The following is a 6,054-nucleotide window of genomic DNA, read 5'->3' on the forward strand; positions in this document are numbered from 1 at the left end:
TATCCACGTCAGTCAGCGGCCTTTGATCGATACAGCAGCGTCTTTGCGTAGTTTGGGGAACTAGGCGCTTCCCGCAAGGTTGGGGAAGCGCCATGATAGGGTTTACTTCGGTGCGTACAAAGGTTTGGGCAGCAGCACCGGGCGGATATCGAGATAGAGATCCTTCACGGTGTAGCTGTCGCCGCCGAGTGCGCTCGTGTACCAGCCCATCGACCCCGCGCCCTTATACAGGCGGAATTCAAACCCAATTTCCGGGTTCGGGGCATTGGCGCGCAGATCGAAGGCCAAGCCGATTTGCTCGTTTTGCTTATTGTCGATGAGGTTGCCCATCGCTTCGGCAAGCGTGCGATTGCCTAGGATCGTCGGCCAGGCTTCGGGGTCTTCATTATAGGGCTTATAGTCGGCACCGGCAGGATCGAGCTTATCCTTGGCCGGGTCTTTGACCGGGTTCGGGGTGATCGTGCCGGTCTTGAAGTCGTATTTATCGCCGCGGTCGAGATAGCTCAGCTTCGCGCCCTGAAGAGCAAAGGGGGCGGCTTTGGCCTCGCCGGTCGCGCTGGCGGTGTCGAGCAGCACAACGCCGCTGTAGCCGATCACCTCCAACTGGCCCTTGCTGATAATGGCAGCGGTATCTTCATCGACGCCGAAGCCCTTTTTGGTGCCGGTCGCCTGCATGGCCGCGAGGGCACGGGGGAAGCGCCCGCGCGCCAGGAAATGCTGATCGACGAACCAGCCGTCGGTCAGAAAACCCAGGCCCTTGTCGATGGTTTTGCCGGGGATGATCCCCTGCTTCAGCACATCGAGAACCGGGGGCGGGTCTTTGAACATCGTCTCAGACATGATCGCCGCCCCGGCGGAACTCCCGCCGATAACGCCGCCCGCCCGGTAGATTTCCCAAATCGCCTTCAAGGCCGCGCTTTGGCTACCGTCGGGCTCGACCAGGGCTTGCGTAATGCGCGCTTGATCGCCGCCGAGGAAATAGATGCCCTTCGCGGCCTTGATCTTGGCGACATTGGCGGGGTCATTGGCCGCTTTGCGCAGGTCGATATCCTTATAGCGCGGGCCGATTTGGACCAGATCGGCGTCGGCTCCGAACTGCTTCAGGGTTTTCACGGCGGCTTCGGCGGCGCGCTGTGGGCTTCCGGCAGCGGCGGGAATAACGATGATCCTGTCTCCATCGCCGCCCGCGAGCGCCACATAGCGCTTCCAGACGGTTTCATTATCGGAGCGCAGATTGCCGCCGATGATGATGAGCGAACCCTCGCCAGCGGTTTGGGCCAGGGCGGGCAGGCTGCTGGCTCCGACGAGCAAGGCGGCAGTTACGGCGGTCTTTACAAAAACACGCATTCCTCAGGCACTCCGGTAGGGTCTCGGTGTCCGATAGCCTGCCAGGGGGCGCGCGTAATAGGTGCCTGAAGTTGGGCCGCGTTTCCGCAATAATATTTGTCAAATCGGGGGTTGGCGGGATATTTTATGGCGCGCGACGGCGCGGCATGAGGGTCAGCACGGCAATACCGCCCAAGGTGAGGGCGGCCCCCAGCCCGGCGCGCAGGGTAAAAGGCTCGCCCAGGGCTAGAATACTGGCGAAAACGCCGAAAATCGGCGCAGTCAGGGCGTAGGGGGCGAGCGTGCTGATTGGGTAACGGCGCATCAGCGTATACCAGCCGCTATAGGCGAAAAGGGTTGCGCCGAAAATCATATAGGCGAGCGTGCCCGCCGCAATCCAACCGCTGTGTTGGAGGGCGTCGATCTGGCCGGTTTCGAAGAAGAACGACAGAATCGCCAACTGCGGGGCGGTAATCAGCGCCATCCAGCCGGTCATCGCCAGCGGGTGAATCGAGGTCAACCGTTTGGAGACGAGGTTCGAGCAGGACCAGACGAAGGCCCCCAAAACCACCAACCCGGCGGCAATCGCCGAGCTTGGTCCGCGCGGCTCCCCGAAGACGATGGCGACCCCGAGCAGCGCGATTCCCATGCCGATCAGGGTAAGGCGGCTCGGGCGTTCCTTCAGAAAAACAATGCCCAGCAGAGTGGAGAACGGCACCTGCGATTGAATGAGCACGGCGGCCAAAGCGCTATCGACCGATTTCAGCCCGACGAACAGCAGGCCGAAATGCACAACGCCGAGCAACAGTGACAGCAGCAGCAAAGCGCCCCACTGGCGGCGCGGACGCGGAAAGAAGGGGATGACCATCAGCCCGACGATGGCAAAGCGGATCGCCAGCAAAAACAGCGGCGGCACCGCGCCGACGCCCAGCTTCGCCACAGGAAAATTCACCCCCCAAACCAGCATGATGGCGAGAATATAAAGAATATCCCGCAACGAAAGGCGGGTGGCGAGGGGCGCGGATAGGTCAGCAGGCATCACCCTAAGCTAAGCGCGCAGCGAAGCCCTGAGAAACGCCGCTTTGGCACAGGGGGGTGCATCCAGTGCGCAAGAAACGGAGCGACGCTTCCTGCTGTCCCCGCTAGGGTGGCGCGCTCAAGCCTCGGAGAGAGATATGACGACGCCGCAAACGCCTTTGATGTCCGCGAGTGATTGGGCGATTCTGCTCCTGCTGTCCTTCCTCTGGGGCGGCTCGTTTCTGTTCGCCAAGATTGCCGTGGCGGAGGTGCCGCCGTTCACCATCGTCTTCATTCGCGTCGCGGGGGCGGCGCTGATTCTCGCTGTCGTAGTGAAACTCTTGGGCCTCGGCATGCCGCGTGAGCGGGAGGTTTGGGCGCGGTTTTTCACGCTCGCCTTGCTGAGCAACGTCATTCCTTTCTCGCTGATCGTCTACGGACAAACCCAGATCGGCGCGGGGCTGGCCTCGATTCTGAATGCCACGACGCCGCTCTTCACCCTCATCGTCGCGCATCTTGTCACCCAGGATGAAAAGCTAACGCCGCTGCGCCTTGCTGGCGTGATGGCCGGGTTCGCCGGGGTGGCGGTGATGCTTGGGCCGAGCGCGGCCACTGGCCTCAGTGGGCCGTTGCTGGCGCAACTGGCGGTGCTGCTCGCCGCTTTCTCCTACGGTTGGGCAGGATGGTACGGGCGGCGGCTGACGGGGCTGCACCCGCTGCAAGCCGCCCTCGGGCAGGTGACGGCCAGCAGTGTGGTGATGCTGCCGCTCGCGGCTCTCGCGGAACAGCCGTGGAATTTGCCGATGCCCTCGGCGGCGGCGCTGGGCGCGCTCGCGGGGATCGCCATTTTTTCGACCGCGCTTGCCTATGGGCTGTATTTTCGGCTGCTGGCGCGCGTGGGGGCGGGGAATGCCTCGCTCGTGACCTTCCTCATTCCGCCGAGCGCCTTATTGATGGGCATTCTGTTCTTGGACGAGCGCCTAACGCTTTGGCAGGGCGCGGGCATGCTCGGCATCGGTGCGGGCTTGGTCTTGGTCGATGGGCGTTTTGATCCGCAAATTCCTCTAAATTTACCCTTCTGTAACACCGCGTAACAAAGCGTGAATTGCTGCGCTGCATTACTCTTGCTATCCCTCAAGCCTCGAATTTTCGAAACAGGGGAAGAGGCGCCCCTCTTCGAAAGCAAGGATCGACAGTGTGGAGGCAAGCATGAGTGATCGGCGGGGTAAGGCGGGGGCGGTGCCCACGGCAACGCGTCGGACGATTGCGCAGGCCATCCGCTGTGACGGTATTGGTCTGCACACGGGGAAGCCGGTCTCGATGACGCTGGTTCCGGCGGCACCGGGCACGGGTATCGTTTTTCGTCGTACCGATGTTCCGGGCGATACGGGGGTGCTCCCCGCCCGCTGGGACCGTGTGACGCAAACGATGCACGCAACCCTGCTGTCGAACCCGGAGGGTGTAACCCTCTCCACGGTTGAACATGTTATGGCCGCGCTGGCGGGCCTGGGTATCGACGATATTCTGATCGCCGTCGATGGCCCCGAACTGCCGATTATGGACGGCTCGTCCGAACCTTTCGTGTTTCTGCTCGAAAGCGCGGGCCTGCGCGACAGCGAACAGCCCCGCCGCTATCTGCGCCTGCGCCGCACGGTATCAATCACCGAGGGCAGCAAGACCGCCAGCCTGTCGCCCGCCGATCATTTCTCGGTTTCCGTTGAGATCGATTTCGGCGCAACGGCGGTGGCCCGGCAAAGTGGCGCGGTGGTGGTCGATCCGACCAGCTTTAAAACCGAAATCAGCCGCGCGCGCACCTTTGGCTTCTTGGAAGAGGTCAATTACCTGCGCGCCAATGGCTTGGCCCTGGGCGGTTCGCTTGAGAATGCCGTCGTCGTTTCGGGGCAAAACGTGATGAACCCGGAAGGGTTGCGCTTTGCCGATGAATTCGTGCGTCACAAGATTTTGGATTGCATCGGCGATCTCTACCTCGCGGGCGGCCCGATCTTGGGGGCTTTTCACGGCGTCCGTTCCGGTCACGCGCTGAACAATAAGTTGCTGCGCGCCGTGTTTGCCGATGCGGCGAATTACGAGTGGGTCGAGGCGGTGCCGGTTGCGGCGGGCGTCGGTATTCCGATGGATCTACCCGCAGTGGCGGCGCGGGCGTAAGCGCCGATCATCGAAACGCGATAGGGGGCTGCGGCCCCCTTTTTGCTGTCCCCTCTTTGCTGTTCACGTCAATCCTGCCGTGCGGCCTGCGCGCATCTCCCGTCGGATGAAGCGGCGACGACGGCCCAAGGCTTGCTCTAGTCTTTCATTCGAGACTTGCGGGAGGAAGGAGCGAGCATGCTGAAGGGCTTAACCATTTTACTGCTGTGCCAGTTGATCGGCGAAGCGACGGTGCGCGGCTTAGGCCTGCCGGTGCCGGGGCCGGTGCTGGGCATGGCGCTGCTGTTCTGCGGCTTCTTGCTGCGCGGCGGGATTCCGCACGATGTCGAGCAGGTCGGCGGCACGCTGTTGAAGCATCTCTCCTTGCTGTTCGTGCCCGCTGGTGTCGGGGTGATGCTGTATTTGCCGCTTTTTGCGGCGGAATGGGAGGCTATTGCCGCCTCCTTGGTCTTCTCGACGCTGCTAACCATCGCCGTGACCGCGCTCATCATGAAATGGCTGCTGCCGCGCGAGACGCCCGCCGAGAAACCCGGAGCCGCCGAATGAACCCCGATTTTTATCAGGTCTGGGTTTATCTCTCCACCAGTCCGCTGCTCTCGCTCACCTTGACGCTGGTGGCCTATCAGGGCGGCCTGTGGATTTACGAGAAGATGGACCGGCGACCGCTGTTCAACCCGGTGCTGATTGCGGTGATTGCCCTCGTCGGGCTGCTGATGGTGACGGATACCGATTATAAAACCTATTTTGCCGGGGCGCAGTTCGTCCACTTCCTGCTCGGCCCCGCCACGGTGGCGCTGGCTTTGCCGCTCTATCGGCAGGTGGCCGCCGTGCGTCGCTCGATGCTGGCGCTAACCGTGGCGGTTTTGGTGGGCGGGATCACGGCGGCAGTCTCGGCGATCGGGATTGCGAAGCTCCTGGGGGCGACCGACCGAACCCTGATTTCCCTCGCGCCGAAATCGGTCACGGCCCCGGTGGCGATGGGGATTTCCGAGCAATTGGGCGGGTTGCCCTCGCTGACGGCGGTTCTCGTGATGCTGACCGGCATCACCGGCGCTGTGCTGGCGACCTATCTGCTCAACGCCCTGCGCATTAAAGACTGGCGGGCGCGCGGCTTTGCCATCGGCGTGGCCGCCCACGGCATCGGCACCGCCCGCGCGCTCCAGGTGAACGAGGTGGCGGGGGCGTTTTTCGGGGCTTGCGATGGGGATCAATGCGCTGGCGAGCGCCGTGCTGCTGCCGTTGTTGGTGCGGTGGTTGCTGGGGTAGGGGCTATTCGTCATCGAGTTCAAGGCGAGGCGCATACTCTTGCCCAGCATAGAAAATGCCCAAAATTGAAACTAAATCCGCCTCAACGGTAAAGGCGATGACTGTTCGCTTTCGGTAATGGGTAATCCGCAGGCCAGGGCGAACGTCATCGCGTTTTGTGCCGCGCATTGGAAATGTTTGTAGGTTTTCGCAATAGGTTGCGATGGCATCGGTATAGCGAGCGGCAATTTCGGGGGATGCCTCTATCGCTATATAGCGATAGAGCTCAATGAGCTGTTC

At 62.1% G+C, this 6,054-nt stretch carries 7 protein-coding genes; 4 read left to right on the forward strand and 3 right to left on the reverse strand.

All coding sequences use genetic code 11. The features are described 5' to 3' along the window. Positions 1-102: 102 nt before the first annotated feature. Positions 103-1,347 carry a cyanophycinase gene (locus VZ95_RS03495; protein WP_045774648.1) on the reverse strand — a complete coding sequence of 415 codons (1,245 nt, stop codon included), beginning with the start codon at positions 1,345-1,347 and terminating at the stop codon, positions 103-105. A gap of 124 nt (positions 1,348-1,471) precedes the next feature. Further along, positions 1,472-2,323 (reverse strand): DMT family transporter, encoded by an 852-nt coding sequence (locus VZ95_RS03500; RefSeq protein WP_198148061.1) that lies wholly within the window; start codon positions 2,321-2,323, stop codon positions 1,472-1,474. Between the two features lie 178 nt (positions 2,324-2,501). Between VZ95_RS03500 and VZ95_RS03505 the strand changes: the two genes are divergently transcribed. From VZ95_RS03505 to VZ95_RS03520, 4 genes are all read left to right on the forward strand, one after another. Beyond that, positions 2,502-3,437 (forward strand): DMT family transporter, encoded by a 936-nt coding sequence (locus VZ95_RS03505; protein WP_045774649.1) that lies wholly within the window; start codon positions 2,502-2,504, stop codon positions 3,435-3,437. Between the two features lie 115 nt (positions 3,438-3,552). Further along, on the forward strand, positions 3,553-4,509 hold the full coding sequence (gene lpxC / locus VZ95_RS03510) for a UDP-3-O-acyl-N-acetylglucosamine deacetylase (protein WP_045774650.1): 957 nt from the start codon (positions 3,553-3,555) through the stop codon (positions 4,507-4,509). Positions 4,510-4,686: 177 nt separating this feature from the next. Then, positions 4,687-5,055: a CidA/LrgA family protein gene (locus VZ95_RS03515; RefSeq protein WP_045774651.1), complete on the forward strand. Its 369-nt coding sequence runs from the start codon at positions 4,687-4,689 to the stop codon at positions 5,053-5,055. Then, the gene (locus tag VZ95_RS03520) at positions 5,052-5,867 is read left to right on the forward strand and encodes an LrgB family protein (RefSeq protein ID WP_332307968.1); all 816 of its coding nucleotides are present in this window, start codon (positions 5,052-5,054) and stop codon (positions 5,865-5,867) included. The genes VZ95_RS03515 and VZ95_RS03520 overlap by 4 nt, the downstream gene beginning before the upstream one ends. On the opposite strand, the gene VZ95_RS03525 is transcribed toward VZ95_RS03520, so the two are convergent. Continuing rightward, positions 5,779-6,045, reverse strand: coding sequence for a type II toxin-antitoxin system RelE/ParE family toxin (locus tag VZ95_RS03525; protein WP_332307969.1), 267 nt, complete (start codon positions 6,043-6,045; stop codon positions 5,779-5,781). The two genes, VZ95_RS03520 and VZ95_RS03525, sit on opposite strands and share 89 nt — an antisense overlap. Positions 6,046-6,054: the final 9 nt, after the last annotated feature.

The organism is Elstera litoralis (assembly GCF_000963705.1).
GTDB lineage: Bacteria > Pseudomonadota > Alphaproteobacteria > Elsterales > Elsteraceae > Elstera > Elstera litoralis.